Source organism: Streptomyces antnestii, assembly GCF_004005495.1.
In the GTDB taxonomy this organism is placed as follows: domain Bacteria; phylum Actinomycetota; class Actinomycetes; order Streptomycetales; family Streptomycetaceae; genus Streptomyces; species Streptomyces antnestii.
The window spans coordinates 1-24756 of record NZ_RZYA01000020.1 but is presented as its reverse complement, the minus strand read 5'-3'; the positions used below and the strand labels follow the sequence as shown (position 1 = coordinate 24756).

Annotated in this window: 19 protein-coding genes; 14 read left to right on the top strand and 5 right to left on the bottom strand. The window is 72.4% G+C overall.

Annotation, left to right across the window (positions count from 1 at the left end; genetic code table 11):
• The first annotated feature begins 59 nt into the window (after positions 1–59).
• Entirely contained in the window at positions 60–1097 is a 1038-nt protein-coding gene (locus tag EOT10_RS31415; protein WP_127831774.1) for a DNA-3-methyladenine glycosylase family protein, read from the top strand.
• A 74-nt stretch (positions 1098–1171) separates the two neighbouring features.
• Here EOT10_RS31415 and EOT10_RS31410 read toward each other — a convergent pair whose 3' ends face one another.
• Genes EOT10_RS31410 through EOT10_RS31400 form a run of 3 tightly spaced genes read right to left on the bottom strand, consistent with a single transcriptional unit; the run spans position 1172 to position 3990 of the window.
• Positions 1172–2497, bottom strand: a complete 1326-nt coding sequence (locus tag EOT10_RS31410) for a coenzyme F420-0:L-glutamate ligase (RefSeq protein ID WP_127831773.1) — start codon at positions 2495–2497, stop codon at positions 1172–1174.
• Positions 2494–3453, bottom strand: coding sequence for a 2-phospho-L-lactate transferase (gene cofD, locus EOT10_RS31405; protein ID WP_127831772.1), 960 nt, complete (start codon positions 3451–3453; stop codon positions 2494–2496). Before cofD ends, EOT10_RS31410 begins: the two co-directional genes overlap by 4 nt.
• Positions 3454–3486: 33 nt before the next feature.
• Positions 3487–3990 (bottom strand): cysteine dioxygenase, encoded by a 504-nt coding sequence (locus tag EOT10_RS31400; RefSeq protein WP_127831771.1) that lies wholly within the window; start codon positions 3988–3990, stop codon positions 3487–3489.
• A gap of 696 nt (positions 3991–4686) precedes the next feature.
• Here EOT10_RS31400 and EOT10_RS31390 point away from each other — a divergent pair.
• From EOT10_RS31390 to EOT10_RS31380, 3 genes are all read left to right on the top strand, one after another.
• Positions 4687–4950, top strand: a complete 264-nt coding sequence (locus EOT10_RS31390; RefSeq protein ID WP_127831770.1) for a WhiB family transcriptional regulator — start codon at positions 4687–4689, stop codon at positions 4948–4950.
• 281 nt (positions 4951–5231) lie between these two features.
• Complete coding sequence (locus EOT10_RS31385) at positions 5232–9005, top strand: glycosyltransferase family 2 protein (protein ID WP_127831769.1); 3774 nt, start codon at positions 5232–5234, stop codon at positions 9003–9005.
• Positions 9002–10519: a DUF5719 family protein gene (locus EOT10_RS31380; RefSeq protein WP_127831768.1), complete on the top strand. Its 1518-nt coding sequence runs from the start codon at positions 9002–9004 to the stop codon at positions 10517–10519. Before EOT10_RS31385 ends, EOT10_RS31380 begins: the two co-directional genes overlap by 4 nt.
• 168 nt (positions 10520–10687) lie before the next feature.
• Here EOT10_RS31380 and EOT10_RS31375 read toward each other — a convergent pair whose 3' ends face one another.
• Positions 10688–11143, bottom strand: coding sequence for a metallopeptidase family protein (locus EOT10_RS31375; RefSeq protein WP_127831879.1), 456 nt, complete (start codon positions 11141–11143; stop codon positions 10688–10690).
• A 333-nt stretch (positions 11144–11476) separates the two neighbouring features.
• On the opposite strand from EOT10_RS31375, the gene EOT10_RS31370 reads away from it, so the two are divergent.
• The 9 genes from EOT10_RS31370 (at position 11477) to EOT10_RS31330 (ending at position 22194) form a co-directional block, all read left to right on the top strand.
• Complete coding sequence (locus EOT10_RS31370) at positions 11477–11854, top strand: DUF3499 domain-containing protein (protein ID WP_127831767.1); 378 nt, start codon at positions 11477–11479, stop codon at positions 11852–11854.
• Positions 11855–12018: 164 nt separating this feature from the next.
• Positions 12019–13635: an L-lactate permease gene (locus tag EOT10_RS31365; protein WP_127831766.1), complete on the top strand. Its 1617-nt coding sequence runs from the start codon at positions 12019–12021 to the stop codon at positions 13633–13635.
• Between the two features lie 204 nt (positions 13636–13839).
• Positions 13840–15204, top strand: a complete 1365-nt coding sequence (locus EOT10_RS31360; RefSeq protein ID WP_127831765.1) for a phosphomannomutase/phosphoglucomutase — start codon at positions 13840–13842, stop codon at positions 15202–15204.
• An 862-nt stretch (positions 15205–16066) separates the two neighbouring features.
• On the top strand, positions 16067–16237 hold the full coding sequence (locus EOT10_RS31355) for a Trm112 family protein (RefSeq protein WP_127831764.1): 171 nt from the start codon (positions 16067–16069) through the stop codon (positions 16235–16237).
• Positions 16238–16280: 43 nt separating this feature from the next.
• Entirely contained in the window at positions 16281–17405 is a 1125-nt protein-coding gene (locus EOT10_RS31350; protein ID WP_127831763.1) for an SIS domain-containing protein, read from the top strand.
• 62 nt (positions 17406–17467) lie between these two features.
• Positions 17468–18619, top strand: a complete 1152-nt coding sequence (manA, locus tag EOT10_RS31345) for a mannose-6-phosphate isomerase, class I (RefSeq protein ID WP_127831762.1) — start codon at positions 17468–17470, stop codon at positions 18617–18619.
• A 147-nt stretch (positions 18620–18766) separates the two neighbouring features.
• Positions 18767–19741, top strand: a complete 975-nt coding sequence (locus EOT10_RS31340; protein ID WP_127831761.1) for a cation diffusion facilitator family transporter — start codon at positions 18767–18769, stop codon at positions 19739–19741.
• A gap of 236 nt (positions 19742–19977) precedes the next feature.
• On the top strand, positions 19978–21441 hold the full coding sequence (gene ahcY, locus EOT10_RS31335; RefSeq protein ID WP_127831760.1) for an adenosylhomocysteinase: 1464 nt from the start codon (positions 19978–19980) through the stop codon (positions 21439–21441).
• A 138-nt stretch (positions 21442–21579) separates the two neighbouring features.
• Positions 21580–22194: a hypothetical protein gene (locus EOT10_RS31330; RefSeq protein ID WP_127831759.1), complete on the top strand. Its 615-nt coding sequence runs from the start codon at positions 21580–21582 to the stop codon at positions 22192–22194.
• A gap of 21 nt (positions 22195–22215) precedes the next feature.
• Here the strand turns inward: EOT10_RS31330 and EOT10_RS31325 are convergent, their stop codons facing one another.
• A complete protein-coding gene (locus tag EOT10_RS31325) occupies positions 22216–23142 on the bottom strand; it encodes an RDD family protein (protein WP_127831758.1) in 927 nt (308 codons plus the stop codon).
• A 109-nt stretch (positions 23143–23251) separates the two neighbouring features.
• Between EOT10_RS31325 and EOT10_RS31320 the strand changes: the two genes are divergently transcribed.
• Positions 23252–24259 carry a stage II sporulation protein M gene (locus tag EOT10_RS31320; RefSeq protein ID WP_127831757.1) on the top strand — a complete coding sequence of 336 codons (1008 nt, stop codon included), beginning with the start codon at positions 23252–23254 and terminating at the stop codon, positions 24257–24259.
• Positions 24260–24756: the final 497 nt, after the last annotated feature.

Here is a 24756-nt window from a genome sequence, read left to right as displayed (position 1 = left end):
GGGCCGGCGGCCTCCACCCCCTACTCTCGAAGGCGCACCCCACCGCAACGAGGACCACCGTGGCCGGCCGATTCACCCCCCGCCCCACCCGCACCACCGTGCGAGGTGGCGAGGCCGCCGTGCCCGCGTCCGTCCCTCACCCCGCAACCGCGCCCGCAGCCGTCCCTCACCCCGCAACCGCGCCCAGGACCCGCACCTGGGTCCCGGGGGCCCCGACCGACCTCGGCCTGGTTCTGGACCCCCTGCGGAGGGGGCCCGCCGACCCCGCCTTCCGCATCACCTCCGACGGTTCCGTCTGGCGCACGGCCCGCACCCCGCAGGGCCCCGGAACCCTTCGCGTGGCCCAGCGCGGCGAAGCCGTCCAGGCGGAGGCATGGGGGCCGGGCGCCGACTGGCTCCTGTCCCAACTCCCGTCGCTCATGGGCGCGTTGGACGACCCCGCCGCGTTCGAGCCGCGCCACAGGATCGTCGCCCACGCGCACCATCACCGCCCCGGCCTGCGCCTGACCCGCACCGGCCTCGTCCTGGAATCGCTGATCCCGTCGATCCTGGAACAAAAGGTCACGACGGACGAGGCGTACCGCGCCTGGCGCCTCCTGCTCCACACGTACGGCACCCCGGCCCCCGGCCCGACCGGCCCGCTGCGACTGCGCGTCATGCCGGACCCGCGCACCTGGTCCCTCATCCCGTCCTGGGAGTGGCACCGCGCGGGCGTGGACAACAAACGCGCCTCGACGATCCTGCGCGCCGTGAAGGTGGCCCGGCGCCTGGAGGAGGCCGCGGCGATGAACCCGCCCGAGGCCAGGGCCCGCCTGGAACTGGTCCCCGGCATCGGCCCCTGGACCTCGGCCGAGACGGTCCAGCGCAGCAACGGCGCCGCCGACGCGGTGACCACCGGCGACCTCCACCTGCCCGGCATCGTCGGCTACGCGCTGGCGGGCAACCGTGACGCGGACGACGCCGAGATGCTGCGCCTCCTCGCCCCGTACGAGGAGCAGGGCCAACGCCACCGCGCGGCCCGCCTCATCCTGCTGAGCGGCCGCACGCCCGCGCGCCGGCAGCCCAAGATGCGCCGCACGAACATCGCGAACTGGTAGCTACCGCACCATCGCCAACTGGTGGCTACCGGACATCGCGAACTGGTAGCTACCGCACCATCGCCAACTGGCAGCTAGCGCACCACGAGGAAGTCCGCGGCGTCCCGCGCGGGCCGTGCCGCCGGTTCGTTCGCCGCGTGGCCCACCGCCACCGCCCCCATCGGGTCCCAGTCCTCCGGAAGCCCGAGCACGTCCCGTACGACGTCGCGGCAGAACATCGTCGACGACACCCACGCCGAGCCGAGCCGCTCACCGGCGAGCGCGACCAGGAAGTTCTGCACGCCCGCGCCGGCCGCGACCACGAACATCTCCCGCTCGGCGGCGTCCCGGCGCGCGTGCCCGTACGTGTGCGAGCCGTCCATGACCATGCAGGGCACGACCAGGTACGGCGCCTGACGCAGCACGTCGCCGCGCTTCACGCGCTTGGCGATCGACTCCTCGCTCTTGCCGTCCCGCCGCAGGTCCTCGACCCACGCGTCCCGCATCGCGCTCAGGAGCCGGGTCCGCGACTCCTGCGACTCCAGCAGAACGAAGCGCCACGGCGTCGTGTGGTGCGGAGCGGGCGCGGTCGCCGCCGCGGCGACCGCGCGCCGGACGGCCCCGGGGTCGACGGGCTCGTCCGTGAAGGCGCGCACCGTGCGCCGCTGCGTCACGGCCTCCCGCACGGCCTCGGACGTGCCGAGCCGGAACATGTCGTCGCGCGCGACCCGCACCAGGTCCCGCGCACCCGCACCCGCGCCCGCGCTCTCGCCCACCACGTGCGGCAGGCCGCGCACGACGGCGACGGGCAGCCCGTCCGCCTTGCCCTTGACCAGGTCCCCGGCGGCGGCCAGCTCGTCCGCCGTGGCGACGACGGTGGCGCTGAGCGGATTCCCGTACGCGTCCGTGCCGCCGCGCAGGTCGTCCAGGACGCGGACGCCCGCGGCGCCGATGGCGACGTCGGTCAGTCCGGTGCGCCAGGGGCGGCCGAAGGTGTCGGTGACGACGACCCCGACGTCCACGCCGAGCGTGTCCCGCAGCCCGTCGCGGATCGCGGCGGCGGACGCGTCCGGGTCCTCGGGCAGCAGCAGCACCGTGCCCGCCGGTGTGTTCGACGCGTCGACGCCGGCCGCGGCCATGACCAGGCCCAGCTTGTTCTCGACGATGCGCAGGGTGCCGCGGCGCGCGACGACCCGCACGGTCTCGGCGTCGATCGCCGCCTCGCGGTCGGTGGCCTCGACGATCCGGCCCTCCGCCTTGCTGACGATCTTCGAGGTGACGAGCAGGACGTCCCCGTCGACGAGCCCCGGCTCGGCGGCGGCGATCAGCTTGGCGAGGTCGTCGCCCTCGCGCACCTCGGGGATCCCGGGGAGCGCCCAGACACGGAAGGAGGGGGTGTCGTTCAGGGGACCGTCACTCACGCGCGCACCTCCTCCGCCAGCGCGAGCGCCTCACACGCCATCCGCGTCGTCGCGTCCAGGTCGGACATCATCAGCGGCACCGCGCGGCAGCGGATGCCCGCCGCCTCGACACGCTCCACGGCGCCCGCGTCCACGGTGTCGACGAGCCACCCGTCGAGCAGCCCCGAGCCGTAGTGCTCGGCGACCGCGGCGGCCGTCGAGTCGACGCCCACGGCGGCGAGGACCTTGTCGGCCATGCCCCGCACGGGGGCGTCCCCGACGATGGGGGACAGCCCGACGACGGGCACGCCCGCCTCGGCGATGGCCTCACGGATTCCGGGCACGGCCAGGATGGTCCCGACGCTGACGACGGGGTTGGACGGCGGGAAGAGGATGACGTCCGCCTCGGCGATGGCCTCCAGGACGCCCGGCGCGGGCTTGGCCTGCTCGGCCCCGACGGGCACCACGGCGTGCGCGTCCACGGAGGCGCGCAGCTTCACCCAGTACTCCTGGAAGTGCACCGCCCTGCGCTCCCCGTCGAGGGTCACCGCGACATGCGTCTCGACGCGGTCGTCGGACATGGGGATGAGGCGTACGCCGGGCTTCCAGCGCTCGCACAGCGCCTCGGTGACCGCGCTGAGCGGATAACCCGCGTCCAGCATCTGCGTACGGACGATGTGCGTCGCGAAGTCCCGGTCGCCGAGGCCGAACCACTCGGGTCCGACCCCGTAGGCGGCGAGCTCCTCCTTGACGTGGAACGTCTCGTCCGTACGTCCCCAGCCCTGCTCCTCGTTGATGCCGCCGCCGAGCGTGTACATCACCGTGTCGAGGTCCGGACAGACCTTCAGGCCGAAGAGGTGGATGTCGTCGCCGGTGTTGCCGATGACCGTGATGGCCGCGTCGTCCGGGACGGCCTGCTTGAGACCGCGAAGGAACCGGGCACCACCGATACCGCCTGCCAGAACCACAATGCGCATGTGCCCAGCATCGCAGGCGGGTACGACGGTGCGTCAGGCGGTCACGGCATCCCGCGTGGCGTCGCTCACGCAGCGGGGCGCGTGCATGGGCATCTCGGTCAGACCGGGGTAGTACACGTGGAGGCTGACGGCCGGCTCAAGGGTGTCGTTGACCACCTCGTGGACGTAGCCGGGTGCGAAGACGCGCTGGGCGCCCGCCGCGAGGGTGCGGTCGGCGCGCTCCGTACGCTCCGTCAACTCGCCCTGGAGGACGGTCAGTATTCCGGAGGACCGGCCGTGGTCGTGCGCTCCGCTGCCCTGTCCCGGCACCCAGGACAGCAGCCACACCTCGTAGCCGGGGCCGGTGCGCAGGCGGTGGTACCAGCGGCTGGTGGCGTCGTACTCGACGAGGTGTTCCCACTGGGAGGGGTCGGCGGCGATGGAGCGGGCCAGGCCGGCGAACTCGGCGACGGTGGCCGGGTGCTCACGCGGGGGCTGGAGCAGGTGGGGTACTTCGAGGATGTCGCCGGCGATCTGGAGGTCGCTGTCGCTGTTCATGGGTACGGGGGTTCCTCGGCGGGGTGCGGTGTGCTGGGGTGACGCCGGACGTCGCGCGCGTCGGTGACGACCGACGGGCAAGGTGGAGCGTGGGGGGTTCAGCCGGAGCGCGGTGGGCTCAACAGCTGGGACAGCAACAGCGACAGCGCGCGGGGGCAGCACCGAGGGACCCGGGGCGGGTCACGGAAAGCGCCAAGTTCGCGAGCATGCCCACCAGAAGACCGGTTCATTCCTGCCCTGTCAACTAGGTGTCCGGATTGTGGGATATGTTTCACCTCATCCGGTTGCCCTGCCAGGCGAAAGGTTTGTTCACTCTCCGGCCGGGACACATGGCGCATCAACCGGGCGCGCAAACGCCGTCGCACTCCCGTGATCCACATGTGATCCGGAACGCTCCGGCGCCGCTCCCGGAACGGGATCAACTCCCGAGGCGTCCTTCCTCGTAGAGGCCCCGCGTGAGGTGTGCGGGAGCTCTGGGGGAGTGGTGGCCGGGATGGGCCTCTGGCAAGTGTCAAGGTTTAGGCCGATTTGAACACTTTCCGCATACCCTTGGTTCCGCAGAGTGAATAAGGGACCCAATAGCAGATCTCGGCTTGACTGGCCCGGATCGGCACACTTGTAATTTCACTCGTGTCGTTCAGCCGAAATCGGTAACGGCAGCATCACGGGGACGCACAGACGGACGAGGGGCGCACTATGACCGAGTCGTTTCAGGATCTGCTGGTCGAGGACGCGGAAGAGGAGCTCGGCTGGCAGGAGCGCGCGCTGTGCGCCCAGACCGACCCCGAGTCCTTCTTCCCGGAGAAGGGCGGCTCCACCCGCGAGGCCAAGAAGGTCTGCCTCGCCTGCGAGGTCAGGTCCGAGTGCCTCGAGTACGCGCTCGCCAACGACGAGCGGTTCGGCATCTGGGGCGGGCTCTCCGAGCGGGAGCGCCGCCGGCTGAAGAAGGCCGCTGTCTGACGCGGTCCCGGCGCGGTCGCGGCGCGGTCTCGGACGCGCTTCCCGGTGAGCAAGCCTTCCGAAGCGCTTTCCTGCCCCAGCTTTCCGGCGCAATGGCGCAATAAGGACACTGTCCGAAGACTCGTCCGAGCGTAGCGATCGGCCCGTCGCCCTGGGTTGTCCACAGGGGGCGGGCCGCGTTTGTTGTCAGCCGTTAGTGTGGGGCCCCGTCCGAGACGCCCCGGCGCCCCCGTGGGGCACAGGCGTCCACCGCAGTCCAACGAACCGGGGCCCGTACCTCGATGTCCGTGCACAGCCATTCGGCAGGCCGATCCGACACTGCCGCAGCCGCGTTCAACCCGGGGCACGCCGCAGAGCAAGACCCGGCCAGGCCACCCGAGTTCCCCAGGCATGTCGTCACCGCCGTGCTCGTCTCCCACGACGGAGCGCGCTGGCTGCCCGACGTCCTGTCAGGACTGCTCGGCCAGGAACGCCCCGTACAGAACGCCGTCGCCGCCGACACCGGCAGCGCGGACGACTCCGCCGCCCTGATCGCCGGCGCGATCGGTGACGAGCGCGTGCTCCACCTCGCCCGACGCACCGGCTTCGGCCAGGCCGTCGACGAAGCGACGCGCACCGCGGGCGTCCTGACCCCGGAGGAACTCCCGTACCTCAAGCGCCCCAGCGGCTGGGATCCCGTCAGCCGCAGCTGGCGCGACGACGCGTACGACCTTCCGGACCTGCCGCACGGCGAGCCCGAGCAGTGGCTGTGGCTGCTGCACGACGACTGCGCGCCCGAGCCCGACGCCCTCGCCGAACTCCTGCGCGTCGTCGAGAACGAACGCGAGATCGGCAACCAGGTCGCGGTCGTCGGACCCAAGCTGCGCGGCTGGTACGACCGCAGGCAGCTCCTCGAGGTCGGCGTCTCCATCGCCAACTCGGGGCGCCGCTGGACCGGCCTCGACCGCCGCGAACAGGACCAGGGCCAGCACGACCAGGTGCGGCCCGTCCTGTCCGTGTCCACCGCCGGCATGCTGATCCGGCGTGATGTCTTCGAGCAGCTCGGCGGGTTCGACCGCAGGCTGCCCCTGATGCGTGACGACGTCGATCTGTGCTGGCGCGCCCAGGCCGCCGGGCACCGCGTCGTCATCGCGCCCGACGCCATCGTCCGGCACGCGGAGGCGGCCTCGCGCGAGCGCCGCACCGTCGACTGCGTGGGCCGCACGGCGACGTCCCCGCACAAGGTCGACAAGGCCGGCGCCGTCTACACCCTGCTCGTCAACGCCCGTGGGGCCGTGCTGCCGTGGGTGCTGATGCGCCTCGTCCTCGGCACGCTCGTGCGAACCGTCGCGTACCTCGTCGGCAAGGTGCCCGGCCAGGCGTTCGACGAGATCACCGGGCTGCTCGGTGTCCTGCTGCGGCCCGAGCGGGTCCTCGCGGCCCGCCGCCGGCGCGGCAAGGGAGCCGTCGACGCCAAGGAGCTGAGGCCGCTCTTCCCGCCGCCCGGCGCCACCGTCCGGCTCACCGTCGAACAGGTCGCCGGCAGCGTCTTCGGCGCCTCAGACCCCGAGATCAACGCCGCCGGACGGCACGGCGGAGCCGTCGAGTCCGGGCCCGGCGGGGACGACGCGGACTTCTTGCAGGTCGAACAGTTCGCCCGGCTCAAGCGCATCGGCCGCAAGCCCGGACCGATGCTGTTCGCCGTCCTGCTCTTCGTGTCCCTCATCGCCTGCCGCGCGCTGCTCGGCGGCGGGGCGCTCGCGGGCGGCGCGCTGCTGCCCGCGCCGGCCGACGCGTCCGAACTGTGGTCGCGCTACCTCGACGGCTGGCACCCGGCGGGCACCGGCGGCACCCAGTCCGCGCCCCCGTACCTGGCGTTCGTCGCGGCGCTCTCCACCCTCCTGTTCGGCTCCACCGGACTCGCCGTCACGGTGCTCCTCGTCTGCTCGGTGCCGCTCGCCGGCTTCACGGCCTACTTCGCCTCGCGGCCCCTGGTCGGCTCGCGCCTCCTGCGCGCGTGGGCCTCGGTCGCGTACGCGTTCCTGCCGGCCGCCACCGGAGCGCTCGCCGGCGGCCGCATCGGCACCGCGGTCCTCGCGATCCTGCTGCCGCTCATCGCGCGCGCCGGTCTGTCCGCGGGCGGACTGATGAACGAGGGGGCGCGCGGCAGCTGGCGCGCCACCTGGGCGTACGCCCTCCTGCTCACGATCACCACGGCGTTCACGCCGATCGTGTGGCCCCTCGCTCTCGTCCTCGGCATCGCGCTCCTCGCCATCCGCCGCACCGACATCACGGCGTACGGGCTCCGCTTCCTCGCCGCGCTCGGGACCCCGCTCCTGATGCTCGCGCCCTGGTCGCTGACCCTGCTCCCGTTCGGCTTCTTCCAGGAGGCGGGACTCCCGTACGGGAAGGGGTCGGCGTCCGCGCTCGGACTGCTCGGCACCTCTCCCGGCGGCTCGGGCACCCTCGGCGGACTGCTCCTCATCGGCGTCGTCCTCGCCGGGCTCGCCGCGCTCCTGCGCACCGAGCGCCGCCCCGCGATCCTCACCGCCTGGGCCATCGCCCTGGTGGCCCTCGTCTTCGCCGCCCTGTCGAACAGCTCGGCCTGGGCCGGACCCGCGACCCTCGTCTACGGCATCGCCCTCCTCGCCGCCGCCGTGCTCGGCGCCGAGGGGGCACGCTCGCGCGTGGCCGAGCAGAGCTTCGGCTGGAAGCAGCCCGTGGCGGCGCTCATCGCGTTCGCCGCGGCGGCGGGACCGCTGCTCGCCGCGGCCGGCTGGATGATCCGTGGCGCCGATGGCCCCCTGGAGCGGCGCGACCCCACCCAGGTGCCCGCGTTCGTCGCCGAGGAGAGCGACACGCAGGACCAGGCCCGCACCCTCGTCATGGACAGCGACTCGCCCGCCAAGGTGTCGTACACGCTGGTGCGCGGCGCCGGCGCGCGGCTCGGTGACGCCGAACTGACGGAGGCGGGCGGCAGCAACGGCCGGCTCGACAAGGTCGTCGCCAACCTCGTCGCCGGCTCCGGCGCCGACCAGGCCGACCAGCTCGGCGGGTTCGCCGTCCGCTACGTCCTCGTACGCGACGGCGCGCCCCGCGAGATGAGCCGCGTCCTCGACTCCACCCCCGGCCTGTCCCGGCTCAGCCAGCAGGACGGCACCGCCCTGTGGCGCGTGGACCGGCAGGTCTCGCGCGCGGCCATCGTGTCCGGCTCCGACGAGCCGCAGCCCGTCGCCGCGGGCCCCGTCGAACTGCACACGAAGATCCCGCCCGGCAAGGCGGGCCGCGTCCTGCGCATCGCCGACACCGCCGACGACGGCTGGACGGCGACGCTCGACGGCACGCCCCTCACCAAGACGACCGTCGACGGCTGGGCCCAGGGCTTCGAACTGCCCGCGACCGGCGGCCGCCTGGACGTCACCTTCGACGCGCCCGTCTCGCACACGGCCTGGCTGTGGGCGCAGGGAGCGCTCGCTCTCGTCCTCGTGGTGCTGGCCCTGCCGGGCCGCCGCAGGGACGTGGACGACGACCTCCCCGAGGAGCCCGTCGTGCCCGCGCAGGCGGTCGAGGGTGAGGGCCGCAGGGCCCGCCGCCTGCGCGCCCAGGCGGAGGCCGAACAGGCCGCGGCCGCCGAGTCCGCGGACGCCGCGGCCCCGCCCGCGCCTCCCTCGGAGGAGGAACTGGCGGCGGCCGGCATCCCGCAGCAGCAGTCGTACGGCGAGTGGGACACCCCCTCGCACGCGGCCGCCGGCTACGGCCAGTACGCCACGGGCGAGCAGGAGCAGCAGCACCAGGAGCAGCAGTACCAGGACCAGTACCAGGGCGGGGCCTACCAGCCCGGCGCCTACGACCCGGCCCAGCAGGCGGACCCGTACCAGGCCGACCCCTATCAGGCCGACCCGTACCAGGCGGGTCAGTACGACCCGTACGCCTACGGGGGCCCGTACGACCCGCAGCAGCAGCACCAGTACGGGCAGCAGCCGTCGTACGACCCCGCGTACGAGGAGCCGCAGCCGCCGCACGGCACGGACCCGCACGGCACCGACAGTGAGCGCCCCGACGGGAGCCAGCAGTGAACCGCACCACCCTGTCCCTGATCGCCGCCACCGCGGTCCTCGCCGCCGTCACCGGCTTCGCGGCGGCCACCGCGCCCGGCGGCGGCGACACCGTGAAGGCCGCCGCGCGCCTCCCGGTGGAGCGCTCCAGCCTGCTGTGCCCCGCGCCCAGTACGTCCGACCTCGCCGACACCTCGTACACGTCGTTCACGCCCGCGTCGAAGGCGGCGGGGAGTTCCGGCAAGGCCGCCCTGTCGCCCGCCACGCGCGAGCTGAAGGACAGCGCCGGGAGCGGCCAGGGCAAGGGCCAGGGCCAGGGAAAGAGCAAGGCCGACAAGCCCGTGCTGTCCCCGGGCAAGCCGGGGGAGCCGGTCGCCGCGGAGGCGTCGGGCGCCGAGTCGCCCGCCCTCGTCGGGACCGCCGACGGGAACCTCGCGCCCGGCTGGACCGTGCAGCAGACGACGACGGTGGCCGCCGGCACCGGCCGCGGCCTCCTCGGGGTGAACTGCTCGGCGCCCGACACCGACTTCTGGTTCCCGGGCGCCAGCACCGCCAAGGAGCGCAGCGACTACATCCACCTCACCAACCCGGACGACTCGGCCGCGGTCGTGGACGTCCAGCTCTACGGCCCGAACGGCGCCCTCAAGTCGGACCTGGGCGAGGGCGTCCAGGTCGATCCGCACTCCAGCGTGCCGGTCCTCCTCTCCACCCTCACCGACAAGCCGCAGACGAACCTCACGCTCCATGTGACCGCCCGCAGCGGCCGGGTCGCGGCCACCGTCCTCGCCGCCGACGACAAGCTCGGCGGCGACTGGCTGCCGGCCTCCGCCGACCCCGCGAGCACGGTCGTCCTGCCCGGCATCCCCAAGGACGCCACGAGCGTGCGTCTGGTCGCCTACGCGCCCGGCGACAACGACGCCGACCTGAAGATCCAGCTGGCCTCCCCGAGCGGCCGGATCACCCCGGCCGGGCACGAGAGCCTGCACGTCAAGTCCGGTATGACGGCCGCCGTCGACCTCGGTGACGTGACGCGCGGCGAGGCCGGATCCCTCGTCCTGACGCCCACGGAGAACGCCGTTCCCGTGGTGGCCGCCCTCCAGGTCGTGCGCGGCAAGGGCAGCCAGCAGGAGATGGCGTACATCCCGGCGACCCGGCCCGTCGGCGAGCGCGCGACGGTCGCCGACAACCGCGCGAAGGGCTCGACCCTGTCCCTGACGGCCCCCGGCAAGTCGGGCACGGTCAGGGTGACGGCGTCGGCGGGCACCGAGGGCGGGACCCCGGTCACCAAGACGTACACGGTGAAGGGCGGCACGACCACGTCCGTGCGGCCACCGGTCCCGGCCGGGCTCAAGGGGACGTACGCGCTGACGGTCGAGCAGGTGTCGGGCGGTGAGGTCTACGGCTCGCGGATGCTCGACGTGCCGGACCCGGACGTCCCGGGCCTGCCGATGTTCACGGTCCAGACGCTCCCGGACGACCGGGGGACGGTCTCGGTGCCGCAGTCGGACCAGGATCTGTCGGTCCTGCAGAAGTGACGGTGTCTGCCGGTCCGGCGGAAGTGACGGTGTCTGCCGGTCCGGCGGAAGTGACGGTGTCTGCCGGTCCGAGTCTGTCGGTGCGAGTGAGGGTGTCTGTCGGTCCGGCGGTGTGAATTCCGCCGGTCCGGCGGTGTGAATGGGGTGTGATCCGGTTAGCTCACCGGGTCACTCCTCGTCGCCGTAGCGCGGGTCGACCGCCTCCGGGGACAGGCCGAGGAGTTCGGCGACCTGCTCGACGACGACCTCGTGCACCAGGGCCGCGCGCTCGTCGCGGCCCTTGGTGCGGATCTCGACCGGGCGCCGGTAGACGACCACGCGCGCGGGACGGCCCTCGCGCGCCGCGATCGTGCCGCCCAGGGGCACCGACTCGTCGCTCCAGCCCGCGCCGGGTTCACCCAGGGAGGGCACTTCCAGGACCAGGAAATCGATGTCGGCGAGCTGCGGGAAGCGCCGCTCCAGACGCTCCACGGAGTCCTGCACCAGATCGGCGAACCCCTCGGCCCGGCTCGCGGAGAGCGGCACCTGCGGCGGCGCCACGGGCCCGCGCATGCCCCTGCCGTGCCGGTCTCGGCGGCGGGGAGGCTTCGGCTCGGCGGCGGGGGGCGGTACGGGGTTCTCCATCACTGACGCAGCGTAGACCTCCCGCGGACGCCGCCGCCCGCGACCGGGCGGCCGTGACCGGCACGGAACCGGCATGTCGCTTCCTGACCGATCCAGCCGAACTCGGGCGCGATTCCGCGCCTTTCCCGGACCGGTGACCTCGCGGCTCCTGTCACTTTTTGCCCCGAGTGGTGACCGCGTTCAGTACCGCGCGGGGGCGCACCACCCCCGGTCCGCGCAGGTCAGCGGGGCGCTCCCGGAGACCCGTCCGCGCCCCTTCACCCCGCGACACGGTGGGGTGACCTCCGGGGGAGTCGTCGCGGCCCGCTCAAGAGTGCGGTACCGTCCAACGCTGTGAGCCCTGTACGTCGCTGTTCGCGCACCGCTTGCGGCCGTCCCGCCGTCGCGACGCTGACGTACGTCTACGCCGACTCGACCGCGGTCCTCGGCCCCCTCGCCACCTACGCCGAACCTCACTGCTACGACCTGTGCGCCGAGCACTCCGAGCGCCTCACCGCCCCGCGCGGGTGGGAGGTCGTCCGGCTCGCCAACGCCTCCGGCCCCTCGCGCCCCAGCGGCGACGACCTGGAGGCCCTGGCGAACGCGGTGCGTGAGGCGGCCCGCCCGCAGGAGCGCGTGGCCGAGGCGGGCGGTTCGGGGCCCCGCACGGCGGACCCCGTGGAGGTCGCCCGCCGGGGCCACCTGCGGGTGCTGCGCTCGCCGGACAACTGAGCCGGCGCGCCTGTCGTTCTGAGACGGCGGGGCTGGGCTCAACTTTCGTCCGGCGGCCGGATCCGGAGTTTGTTTTCCCCGTTACGGAATCTCCTCCGTCCCACGCATTGACCTGAGTTTGTTGCGGACACAACAATTTCGCCACCCACTGCCCGGGAGGCGCCTTGTTCGTCCAGCAGCTGGAACCGGTGGCCGGATCGCTCGGCCTGTCCGCACTCGTCGCGACCCTGCCCCTCGTCACCGTCCTCGTCCTGCTCGGCGTCGTCCGTATGAAGGCCCACCTCGCGGGCCTCACCGGCCTCGCCGTGGCCGCCCTCGTCGCCTGGCTCGCCTACGGCATGCCCCTGGGCCAGACCGTGTCGAGCGCCGCGCAGGGCGTGCTGTTCGGCCTCTTCCCCATCATGTGGATCGTCGTCAACGCCCTGTGGGTGTACCGGATGACCGTCCGCACCCGGCACTTCGACATCCTGCGCCGCTCTTTCGGACGCCTGTCCGACGACCCGCGCATCCAGGCCCTCGTCATCGCGTTCTGCTTCGGCGCCCTCCTGGAGGCGCTGGCCGGGTTCGGGGCGCCCGTCGCGATCTGCTCCGTGATGCTCGTCGCGCTCGGCTTCGACCCCGTAAAGGCCGCCGTCGTGGCCCTCGTCGCCAACACCGCGCCCGTGGCCTTCGGTGCGATGGGCACGCCCGTCGTCACGCTCGCCCAGGTCACCGGGCTCCCGCTGGACTCCGTCGCCTCCGTGGTGGGCCGTCAGACGCCGCTGCTCGCCCTGGTGGTGCCGCTGATCCTCGTCTGGCTCGTGGACGGGCGGCGCGGCCTGCGTGAGACGTGGGTGCCCGCGCTCGTCTGCGGAGTCGCCTTCGCCGCCGCCCAGTTCGCCGCGTCCAACTACGTATCCGCCCAGCTCGCCGACATCGGGGCCGCGCTGATCGGCGCGGGCGCCCTCGTCGCCGTTCCGCACGCGCGCAAGCCCGCCGCCGAACCCGTACGCGCCGCGGTCCTCACCGGCGTACGCAGCGAGGAGCTCGACGAGGACGACCCGCGGCCCGAAGTCCTGCGCGCCTACGCCCCGTACGCGCTCATCGTCGTCATCTTCTCGGTCGCGCAGATTCCCGCGGTCAAGAACTGGATCGCCGGCGCGACCCGGGTCTTCGACTGGCCCTTCCTGGACGTCGCGAACCCCGACGGCAAGCCCGTCGGCGCCAACCTCTTCACCCTGCCGCTCGTCGCCACCGGCGGCACCCTGGTCCTCCTCGCGGGGATCGTCACCGCCGCCGTCATCGGCGTGCACGCGCGCGTGGCCGTACGCGAGTGGCTGGCCACCGTCCACGAACTGCGCTTCGCGATCCTCACCGTCACCAGCGTCCTCGCCCTCGCCTACGTCATGAACCTGTCCGGGCAGGCCGCCACCATCGGGCACTTCGTCGCCGCGGCCGGCGCGGGCCTGGCGTTCCTCTCGCCGGTCCTCGGCTGGTTCGGCGTCGCCGTCTCCGGCTCCGACACCTCCGCCAACGCCCTGTTCGGCGCGCTCCAGGTGGCGGCGGCCCAGCAGTCGGGCCTGTCACCCGAACTGCTCGCCGCCGCGAACAGCTCCGGCGGCGTCCTCGGCAAGATGATCTCGCCGCAGAACCTGACCATCGCGTGCGCGGCCGTGGGCCTCGCGGGCCGGGAGGGGGACCTGTTGCGCAAGGTGTTGCCGTGGAGTGCGGGGCTGCTGCTCGTGATGTGCCTGATCGTGATGGCGCAGAGCTCCCCGGTCCTGGGCTGGATGCTGCCGTGAGTGCGGGTGTGAGGGTGAGTTTGGGTGTGAGTGGGACTGTGAGGGCGGGTGCGGGTTTGAGCGTGAGTGTGAATGCGCGTGTGAATGCGGGTGTGAGTGTGGTGTGAGTCCGTGTCATGGCGGTGGGGGCGCCCGGGACCGGCTGTCGGATCGTGCGGGTAGTTTGTGGTGACCGAAGCGGACTTCAGGAGAGTTGGGTGACCCGTGGCTGCTGATCTGTCGCAGATCGTCAAGGCGTACGACGTACGGGGAGTGGTCCCGGACCAGTGGGACGAGCCCCTCGCCGAGCTGTTCGGCGCCGCCTTCGTGCGCGTGACCGGCGCCACGGCGATCGTCGTCGGACACGACATGCGGCCCTCGTCGCCCGGCCTGTCGCGGGCCTTCGCGCGGGGCGCGGCCGCCCTCGGCGCCGACGTGACCGAGATCGGCCTGTGCTCCACGGACCAGCTGTACTACGCGTCGGGCGCCTTCGACCTGCCCGGCGCGATGTTCACGGCCTCGCACAACCCGGCCCAGTACAACGGCATCAAGATGTGCCGCGCGGGCGCCGCCCCCGTCGGCCAGGACACGGGCCTCGCCGAGATCCGCGAACTGGCCGAGCGGTGGCTGGAGTCGGGCGCCCCCGAGCCCGCCGCCACTCCGGGCACGCTCACTCGGCGCGACACCCTCGACGACTACGCGGCGTACCTGCGTTCCCTCGTCGACCTCACGGAGATCCGCCCCCTGAAGGTCGTCGTCGACGCGGGCAACGGCATGGGCGGCCACACCGTCCCCACCGTCTTCGCGGGCCTCCCGCTCGACCTCGTACCGATGTACTTCGAGCTCGACGGCACGTTCCCCAACCACGAGGCCAACCCGCTCGACCCGGCGAACATCGTCGACCTGCAGAAGCGGGTCCGCGAGGAGGGCGCCGACCTCGGCCTCGCCTTCGACGGCGACGCGGACCGCTGCTTCGTCGTCGACGAGAAGGGTGACCCCGTCTCGCCGTCCGCGGTCACCGCGCTCGTCGCCTCCCGCGAGCTGGCGAGGAACGGCGGCAAGGGCACCGTCATCCACAACCTGATCACGTCCTGGTCCGTCCCCGAGGTGGTGAAGGAGCACGGCGGCACCCCGGTGCGCACGCGCGTGGGCCACTCCTTCATCAAGCAGGAGATGGCCACCTCCGGAGCGATCTTCGGCGGCGAGCACTCCGCGCACTACTACTTCCGCGACTTCTGGAACGCGGACACGGGCATGCTCGCCGCGCTCCACGTCCTCGCCGCGCTCGGCGGCCAGGCGGGCCCGCTGTCCGCGCTCGTCTCCTCCTACGACCGCTACGTCGGCTCCGGCGAGATCAACTCCACGGTCGCCGACCAGGCCGCCCGCCTCGCCGCGATCAAGGCCGAGTACGCCGGCCGGGACGGCATCACGCACGACGAACTCGACGGCCTGACGATCACCTCCGCCGACTGGTGGTTCAACGTCCGCCCGTCCAACACGGAACCCCTCCTCCGCCTGAACGCGGAAGCGAGGGACGAGCCCACGATGACAAAGCTCCGCGACGAGGTACTGGCCCTGATCCGAGCGTGACCTGACGCCGGACTCTCCTGGCGGGGGCTCTCCCGGCGGGGGCTCTCCTGACGACGGGCTCTCCTGGCGGCCGGGGCCGTGCTTTCCCCTGGCCGGGGGCGGGCTTCCTAGGGCCGGGAGTCCGGCTGCTCTGCCGCAGCCGTGGGTCCGCCTTGCGCCGTGGCCGGGGGTGGGCACTCCCGTAGGCGGGGCTCGACACTTCCTTTGCGGCTGGGGGCCTGGCTCTGCCACGGCCGGAGGCCCGGCTCTCCCGTAGCCGGGGCCTGCCGCTGCCGCTGCCGCTGCCTCTGCCGCAGTCGGAGCGCGCCTCGCCTGTGGCGGGGCTCGACACTTCCGTGGCCGGCGGCCCGCTTCTGCGCGGCCGGGGGGCTCGCCTCCCTCGTTGCCGGAGGTCGGTGCTTCCTCGGACCGGGGCCAGCCGCTGCCGCACTCGGAGGTCCACCTCGCCTGTGGCGGGGGCCTAGGTCTCCCCCCCCTTAACCGGAGGGCCCGCCTGCCGCAACTGGGGCCCGCTTTTGCCGTGGCCCGGGAGCCGGCTCTGGCGCAGCCGGCGGCCCGCCTCCCCCACCGCCTGTGGCCCGCACCTCCCGCAACCGGAACCTGCCACCTCCCGCGACCGGAACCCGCCTCCCCTCGCGACCGGAACCCGTCACTTCCCGCAACCGGAACCCGCCTCCCTCCGCAACCGGAGCCCCCGCCTCCCCGCCCCCCGGAGCCCCCGTCCCCCGCGAAGGCCCCGTCCGAGCAGCCCCGGCGCTCGCCCGGCGGTACCCTGACCAGGCCGCACGCACCACCAATCCGAACCCTGAAAAGCCCCACCCGAACCCCGAAAAGCCCCACCCGAACCCCGAAGGGACACCACATGCCGCTCGAAGCCGGCCTTCTGGAGATCCTCGCCTGCCCGGCCTGCCACGCCCCCCTCAAGGAGGCGGACACCGAGCTGCTCTGCACCGGATCGGACTGCGGCCTCGCCTACCCGATCCGCGACGGCATCCCCGTACTCCTCGTGGACGAGGCCCGCCGCCCCGCATAGGTCCCACCCAGGCCCCGCACCGGCCGTCCCGGAGGCTGACACCATGCTCGACGAATCGCTGCTCGACGCCCCCGACGCCCTCGCCAGGGCCGACCGCCGCGGACTGCTGCGCGGCGCCGCCGACGCAGGCGCCCGCGTCCGCACCGCGGTCCGGCACGCGGCCGAGGCAGGAATCACCGCACTCGAACCGGACGGCCGCCCGCGCGCCGTCCTCTTCGCGGGATCCGGCCTCGCCGCCGGCTGCGTCGCCGACCTGCTCGGCAGGCTCGCCGGCGCCTCCTGCCCGGTGACCCGGCTGCACCCCACCGGGGTTGCCCCCGCCGCGGGCGCCCTGCGCTGGGAGCTGCCCGGCTGGGCGGGCCCCGTGGACCTGCTCCTGATCGCGACCACCGACGGCACCGAGCCGGGCCTCTCTCTCCTCGTGGACCAGGCCTACCGGCGCGGCTGCACCGTCGTCGCCGTCGCGCCGTCCAGCGTCCCGCTGACCGAGTCCGTCGCCGGCGCGCACGGCCTCTTCGTACCGATGGCGACCGCCCCGTACGAGGAGGACGAACCCGCCGCGGCCTCCGCCCCCGGCGCCCTGTGGGCCCTGCTCACGCCGCTGCTCTCCCTCCTGGACCGCACCGGCCTGCTGACCGCGCCTGCCGACGCCCTGGAGAAGGTCGCCGACCGCCTCGACCACACCGCCGAACGCTGTGGCCCGGCCATCGCCACGTACAGCAACCCCGCCAAGACCCTCGCCGCCGAGCTCGCCGACGCACTGCCCCTGATCTGGACCGAGGGGCACGCCGCGGGCCCGGCCGGGCGCCGCTTCGCCGCCGCGCTCGCCGAGCTGGCGGGCCGCCCCGCCCTCGCCGCCGACCTGCCCGAGGCACTGCCCGCCCACGGCCGGCTGCTCCTCGGCGACCTGGCCGCGGGCGCCGACCCCGAGGACTTCTTCCGCGACCGCGTCGACGAGACGCAGCCGATGCACGCCCGCGTCGTACTGCTCCGCGACCGGCCCGGCGGCCTCACCGCCGCACCCGCCGCCCGCGAACTCGCGCTCGGCCACGACACCCCCATCAGCGAGATCGAACCCGAAGAGGGCGACGATCTGGAAACACTCGCCGAACTGATCGCCGTCACGGATTTCGCCGCCGTTTACCTCGCGCTCGCCTCGGGCGCATGACGTGGACCCGGCCGGTCCGAACGCCGGCCGGCCCCTGACCCGCGTACGGAGAAGAACACCTGATGGACCGCCTCACCAACACCGTCCGGCCCTACGCCTGGGGCTCGACCACCGCCATCCCGCACCTCGTCGGCGTCGAGCCGACGGGCGAGCCGCAGGCCGAGATGTGGATGGGCGCCCACCCCGGAGCGCCGTCGCGGACCGGGCGCGGCCCGCTCAACGAGGTGATCGACGAGGCACCCGAGCGCGAACTGGGCGCGGCGGCCGTCGCCAAGTTCGGCCCCCGCCTGCCCTTCCTCCTCAAACTCCTCGCCGCGGGCGCCCCGCTCTCCCTCCAGGTGCACCCGAACCTCGCCCAGGCCAAAGAGGGTTACGAGGCCGAGGAGCGCGCCGGCGTGCCCATCGACGCCCCGCACCGCAACTACAAGGACGCCAACCACAAGCCCGAACTGATCTGCGCCCTCACGCCGTTCGAGGGCCTGTGCGGCTTCCGCGAGCCCGAGGAGGCCGCGCGCCTCATCGAGGGCCTCGGCGTCGACTCCCTCAAGCCGTACGCCGACCTGCTGCGCGCCCACCCCGAGGAGGCCGCGCTGCGCGAGATGCTGACGGCCGTACTGAGCGCGGGCCACGAGGACATGGCCGCCACCGTCACCGAGGCCGCGGTCGCCGCCGAACACCTCGGCGGCGACTACGCGCCCTACGCCGCGCTCGCCCACCACTACCCGGGCGACCCCGGCGTCATCGCGGCCATGCTGCTCAACCACGTCCGCCTCAACCCCGGAGAGGCCCTGTTCCTCGGCGCCGGAGTCCCGCACGCCTACATCGACGGCCTCGGCGTCGAGATCATGGCCAACTCCGACAACGTCCTGCGCTGCGGCCTCACCCCCAAGCACGTCGACGTCCCCGAACTCCTGCGCATCGTCCGCTTCGAGGCCACCGACCCCGGCATCCTCCGCCCCGAGGCGTCCCCCGAAGGTGAAGAGGTCTACGAGACCCCCATCGACGAGTTCCGCCTGTCCCGCTTCGTCCTGCCCGAGGGCACGGCCCCGCACGACGTCACCGCCGCGACGCCGCAGATCCTGCTCTGCACCGCGGGCACCGTCCGCGCCGGTGAACTCGACCTCACCGCCGGGCAGTCGGCGTTCGTCCCCGCCGGAGAGAAGGCCCAGGTGTCCGGCGCCGGCACCCTCTTCAGGGCCACCGTGGTGGCCTGACGCGCCCTCGCCGTCCCGTGCTGCAACAATGACCCACCGCAAAGGGTGGGCAAAGCCCGGGACGGCGTACACGGACAGACCCGTAGAAGACGGGCAGATCCGTGCGAGCCGGGTCCGGGACGGCGTACGAAGGGACTTCGGGAACACATGAGCGCTTCAGGCGGCACAAAAGCGATCGTGGCGGCACTCTCCGCCAACCTCGCGATCGCGGCGGCGAAATTCGTGGCGTTCCTCTTCAGCGGCTCGTCCTCGATGCTCGCCGAGAGCGTCCACTCGCTCGCCGACTCCGGCAACCAGGGCCTCCTCCTGCTCGGCGGCAAGAAGGCCCAGCGCGAGGCGACCCCCCAACACCCCTTCGGCTACGGCCGCGAGCGGTACATCTACGCCTTCCTCGTCTCGATCGTCCTCTTCTCCGTCGGTGGCATGTTCGCCGTCTACGAGGGCTACGAGAAGATCAAGCACCCCCACGCCCTCGAGAACTGGTACTGGCCGATCGGCGTCCTCGTCTTCGCGATCATCGCCGAGGGCTTCTCCTTCCGGACCGCCATCAAGGAGTCCAACGAGCTGCGCGGCGGCCTCTCCTGGTCCCAGTTCATCCGCCGCGCCAAGGCGCCCGAGCTGCCCGTCGTCCTCCTGGAGGACTTCGGCGCGCTGATCGGTCTGGTCCTCGCCCTCGCCGGCACCGGCCTGGCCCTCGCCACCGGCGACGGCCTCTGGGACGGCATCGGCACCCTGTGCATCGGCATCCTCCTCATCGCCATCGCGCTCGTCCTGGCCGCCGAGACCAAGTCGCTGCTCCTGGGCGAGGCCGCCGGCGCCGACCAGGTCAAGAAGATCGAGACCGCGCTCGTCGACGGCGACACCGTCACCCGCATCATCCACATGCGCACGCTCCACCTCGGCCCCGAGGAACTCCTCGTCGCCGCCAAGATCGCCGTCCAGCACGACGACACGGCCGCCGAGATCGCCGCCGCCATCGACGCCGCCGAGGCCCGCATCCGCGAGGCCGTCCCGATCGCCCGCGTCATCTACCTCGAACCCGACATCTACAGCGAGGCCGCCGCCTCCGCCGGCTCCCACCCCGCCAGCACCCCCGGCGGCCCGGGCCCGGACGCCCACTGACGTCTGCGCCGACGCCGGACCCGGAGGCGGGCTGGGTCCGGCTGGGCCGATCGGTGTAGATTCGTCACCGAGCCAGACGTCGCTGCTGATGGCGGTCGGGCGGCCCGCACGACGGGCCGGCCGAGGGAGAGAGGGCCTCCGACGGACTGCGCTGCGAGCGCCCGGGCACCCGTATGTCCGCCGCCGCAGACCAGCCATGCCCACCTCGACCCACCACCACGAGGAGCACGCTCCCTATGACCACGCTCGACAACCGGCAGACCCAGGACTTCAAGGTCGCCGATCTCTCCCTCGCCGCCTTCGGCCGCAAGGAGATCACCCTCGCCGAGCACGAGATGCCCGGCCTGATGTCCATCCGCAAGGAGTACGCGGCCACGCAGCCGCTCGCCGGCGCCCGCGTCACCGGCTCCCTGCACATGACGGTGCAGACCGCCGTCCTCATCGAGACGCTCGTCGCCCTCGGCGCCGAGGTCCGCTGGGCCTCCTGCAACATCTTCTCGACCCAGGACCACGCCGCCGCGGCCATCGCCGTCGGCCCGAACGGCACCCCGGACAACCCCCAGGGCGTCCCGGTCTTCGCCTGGAAGGGCGAGACCCTCGAGGAGTACTGGTGGTGCACGGAGCAGGCCCTGACCTGGCCGAACACCCCCACCGGCGGCCCGAACATGATTCTCGACGACGGTGGTGACGCCACCCTCCTCGTCCACAAGGGCGTCGAGTACGAGAAGGACAGCAAGGTCCCCTCGCCCGACACCGCCGAGTCGGACGAGCACCGCGTCATCCTCGAGCTCCTCGGCCGCACCATCTCCGAGGGCTCGCAGAAGTGGACCCAGCTCGCCTCGGAGATCCGCGGCGTGACCGAGGAGACCACGACCGGCGTCCACCGCCTCTACGAGATGCACCGCGACGGCACCCTGCTGTTCCCGGCGATCAACGTGAACGACGCCGTCACCAAGTCGAAGTTCGACAACAAGTACGGCTGCCGCCACTCCTTGATCGACGGCATCAACCGCGCCACCGACGTCCTCATCGGCGGCAAGACCGCCGTCGTCTGCGGCTACGGCGACGTGGGCAAGGGCTGCGCCGAGTCCCTGCGCGGCCAGGGCGCCCGCGTGATCATCACCGAGATCGACCCGATCTGCGCCCTGCAGGCGGCGATGGACGGCTACCAGGTCACGACGCTCGACGAGGTCGTCGACAAGGCCGACATCTTCGTCACCACGACCGGCAACAAGGACATCATCATGGCCGCCGACATGGCCAAGATGAAGCACCAGGCGATCGTCGGGAACATCGGCCACTTCGACAACGAGATCGACATGGCCGGCCTCGCGAAGACCCCCGGCATCGTCAAGGACGAGGTCAAGCCGCAGGTCCACACCTGGACCTACCCCGACGGCAAGGTCCTCATCGTCCTCTCCGAGGGCCGCCTCCTGAACCTGGGCAACGCGACGGGCCACCCGTCCTTCGTGATGTCCAACTCCTTCGCGGACCAGACCCTGGCCCAGATCGAGCTGTTCACGAAGCCCCAGGAGTACCCGACCGACGTCTACGTGCTCCCCAAGCACCTCGACGAGAAGGTCGCCCGCCTCCACCTCGGCTCCCTCGGCGTGAAGCTGACGACGCTCCGCCCCGAGCAGGCCTCGTACATCGGCGTAGAGGTCGAGGGCCCGTACAAGCCGGACCACTACCGCTACTGATCCCGAGCGGACCCCGGTTCCCAGCAGGCCCCTCGCACTCCGGTGCGGGGGGCCTGCCCCGTACCGGCCCGGCTCCCCGCACCGACCGACGTCCCCACGCCGATGACCGCACGACCCGGAAGGACCACGAGAGCCCCCATGCCCCGCGGCCGCTACTCGCTCCATGACACCCACGACCACACCCCCCTCGGCGAAGAACACTTCCACTGCGCCCCCGGCCCCTCCGGCTGGCGCTACGTCTCCCAGACCACCACCCCCTCCGGCGACCACGCCGGCTCCGTCGACCTCGCCATCGACGAACTCGGCCGCCCCATCCGCCTCGAACTCCACGCGGGCGGCTGGCAGGTACGAGGAGCCGCCATCGACGGCGTCACCTGGGTACGCACCGACCCCGCCGGCGAACAGGCCACCGAGGGAAACGCCCCCGCCCACGCCTTCACCGGCACCTCGCCGGCCTTCCTCGTCGCCACCGCCCGCCTGCTGCGCCTCACCCCCGCTTCCCCCGCGACCCGCGTCCGCCTCGTCCGCTTCACCGACCCGGTCCTGGCTCCCCTCACCGTCGACCAGTCCTGGGCCCTGCTGAAAACGGAAACACACGCCACTGACAACGGCCCGCTGAGCGTCGACGAATACCAGGTCACCGACCTGAACACGGGGGAGCAGCACGCCGTCCACCTCGCCGGCGACGTGGTACTCGCCGCCCCCGGCATCGAGCTGGAACACCTCGAATCCCCACCGTCGGCCTTCGCCTGAGCGACGGGGCCGGGGCCCGCGTCAGGCGGGCGGCACGAACCCGGTGCCCTGCGAAGGCGTGACGGGGGGCGCCGCAACGGACGGAGGCGTGACGGCCGGCGGAGCGACATGCGGCGACGCGGCTGCCGGACCGGCCGGATCATTCAGGCTGTTCGGACCATTCAGACCGTTCGAACCGGCGTGAGCGCCCCCGACTCCCACCCCGCCGAACGCCCGCTGCGCATCCCGCGACTGCCGCTCGTGCACCACGGCGGCCAGATACGCGGCCGGCGGCACATCCCGCGGAGCCGGCGCCCCCGTACACGCCCCCAGATCACCCGCGAGCCGCTCCGCCATCGCCTGGCCCACCTGCGGATCCAGCTGCCCCATCCGCGTCAGGTACGACCGGATGGCCAGCCACAATCCGTCCGGCACCCCCGACAGATCAAGGCCGGCGAACCGCCCCACCAGCCACGGCGGCGGAGGCGGCACGAACCGCGCCGGCCCCGCGGGCACCCGTTCCCGTACGACAAGCGTCCCCGCGAACACGTCCCCGAGCCGCCGCCCCCGCTCGGACACCAGCGATGCGATGCACGCGACCACCCCGAACGTCAGCAGGATCTCCACGACCCCGACAGCCCCGCGCACCAGCGCGTGCCGGAACCGGATCGGCCCCCCGTCGTCCCGCACCACCCGCAGCCCGCACGCCAGCTTACCCAGCGAACGCCCGTGGCTCAGCGTCTCCACCGCGATCGGCACCCCGACGAGCACGAGCACGAACGTCGCCACCATCACCGCGGCCGCAGCGGCCTCGTCCAGGGACGACGTCGACGCGACGACGGCCAACGTCACCAGGATGTACACGGTGAACGCCACGACGAGATCGATCAGCACCGCCAACGCCCGACTGGGCAGCTTCGCGGGGCGCAGCTCGAGAGCCACCGCCTCGCCCGTCACAAGCTCACTCACGCCGGCCGCCCTTCCCTGCCCTGCCCTAGGAACCGCCAGTCTGCCAAGCTGAGGGCACATCGCGCCGCAGAGCAGCCACAGCAACAGCAGCCGAGGAGCAGCCGCCCCGATGGACCTCGACGTCTTCGTGTCCGCCCACCGAGCCGAGTGGGACCGCCTGGACGCCCTGTTGCGCCGCCGACGCCGCCTGACCGGCGCCGAAGCCGACGAACTCGTCACGCTCTACCAGCGGGCCGCGACCCACCTCTCCCTGATCCAGTCCAGTGCTCCGGACCCCCAGATATCCGGCCGCCTCACACAACTGGTGGCACGCGCGCGTAGTGCCGTGACAGGCACCCGCCGCGCCTCCTGGCGCGACGTCACCACCTTCCTCACCCAGGGCTTCCCCGCGGCGGTCTACCGCTCGCGCCACTGGTGGGTCCCCACCGCACTCCTCTCCACGGCGATAGCCGCACTCCTGGGCTGGTGGATAGGCACCCACCCCGAAGTACAGGCCTCCATCGCGGCCCCCGCCGAACTGCGGGACCTCACCCGCCCGGGTGGCCAGTACGAGACGTACTACTCGAGCCACCCGGCCGCGTCCTTCGCGGCCCAGGTGTGGACGAACAACGCTCAGGCGGCGGCGATGTGCCTGGTCCTGGGCATCTTCCTGGGGCTCCCCGTCCTCTGGATCCTGTTCCAGAACATGCTCAACCTGGGAGTCGGCATCGGCCTGATGTCTTCAGCCGACCGCCTCGACACCTTCCTGGGCCTGGTCCTGCCACACGGTCTTCTGGAACTGACGGCCGTCTTCGTAGCAGCCGGTACGGGCCTGCGCCTCGGCTGGACCGTCATCGACCCGGGCCCCCGAACACGCCGCGCAGCCCTCGCAGAGGAGGGCCGCGCAGCCCTGGGAATGGCGATCGGCCTCGCTCTCGTCCTCTTCGTCTCGGGCGCCATCGAAGGCTTCGTCACCCCCTCGGGCCTCCCCACCTGGGCCCGCATCACCATTGGTATCGCCGCTGAGCTGGCATTCCTCGTCTACGTCTACGTACTCGGCGGCCGAGCGGCCCGGGCCGGCGAGACGGGCGACGTGGACAAGACCGAGCGCAGCGCGTCCGTACTCACGGCCGCCTGATGTGCCTTCGGCCCCTCTGACCTGCTAGTCTTCACGACGCCCCACAAGAGCCGTTGACACGGACGGAGTGGGGAGGTAGATTCGAACAGTTGTCACGGATTCGACAGGATCGGTCGCAACGACTAGGGTCTAGCTCGCTTCCGAGAATTCTTCTCCAGAAGCACACCCCCCGATAAATCGGAAACGAACGCCGGTCAATCCGGCCGAGAACTTCTGATAAAGTCGGAACCGCCGAAAAGGGAAACGCGAAAGCCGAAAGGCCGGAGCAAAAACCTGAAAGGCGCCGAGGAAATCGGATCGGAAAGATCTGATAGAGTCGGAAACGCAAGACCGAAGGGAAACTGCCCGGAGGAAAGCCTGAGAGAGTCTCTCGGGTGAGTACAAAGGAAGCGTCCGTTCCTTGAGAACTCAACAGCGTGCCAAAAGTCAACGCCAGATTGACAACCCCGGCCCATCTTCTCGATGGGTTGGAGGTTCCTTTGAAAAAGTCCTCGCCC